Source organism: Vibrio sp. 10N.222.49.C9 (assembly GCF_041474985.1).
Taxonomy (GTDB): domain Bacteria; phylum Pseudomonadota; class Gammaproteobacteria; order Enterobacterales; family Vibrionaceae; genus Vibrio; species Vibrio crassostreae_C.
This window is the reverse complement of record NZ_JBFRVD010001282.1, coordinates 1-442: the sequence shown is the minus strand read 5'-3', so window position 1 is coordinate 442 and position 442 is coordinate 1. Positions and strand designations below refer to the sequence as shown.

At 44.8% G+C, this 442-nt stretch carries 1 protein-coding gene; it reads left to right on the top strand.

Annotated elements, in window-relative coordinates; translation table 11 throughout:
- Positions 1 to 442, top strand: a 442-nt coding sequence (locus tag AB4585_RS27915) for a phospholipase D-like domain-containing protein (RefSeq protein ID WP_372172007.1), incomplete at both ends; no start/stop codon positions are given.

Genomic DNA, 442 nt, shown 5'->3' with positions numbered 1-442 from the left:
ACCCTGCAGTGAACACACTGACAGAAAAAGAGCGCCCAGCAACCAAGTCATTGAAAGGCGCAATTCGTCAATTGCGAGCAAGCCTTGCAGTCACCAACTACCGCTTTGATTGTGCAGATGTTACCGAAGACAAAATCGCGATTACCCCGATTGTTGGTGTAGGTAAGCGTAGAAATCTTCTAAACATGGCGATCGTTCAATTACTACGTGATGCCAAAGATGAAATTACCATATGTACGCCTTACTTTAACTTCCCTAAAAGTGTCGCTAAGGAGCTAAAGAAAGCCCTTCGGCGCGGCGTTAAAGTAACGGTTGTAGTGGGTGACAAAACTGCCAACGACTTCTTCATAGATCCCGAAGAAGAGTTTAAAACCGTTGGTGGATTGCCTTATCTGTATGAGATGAATCTACGCCGTTTCTTGAAAGCGAATGAGGCGAATAT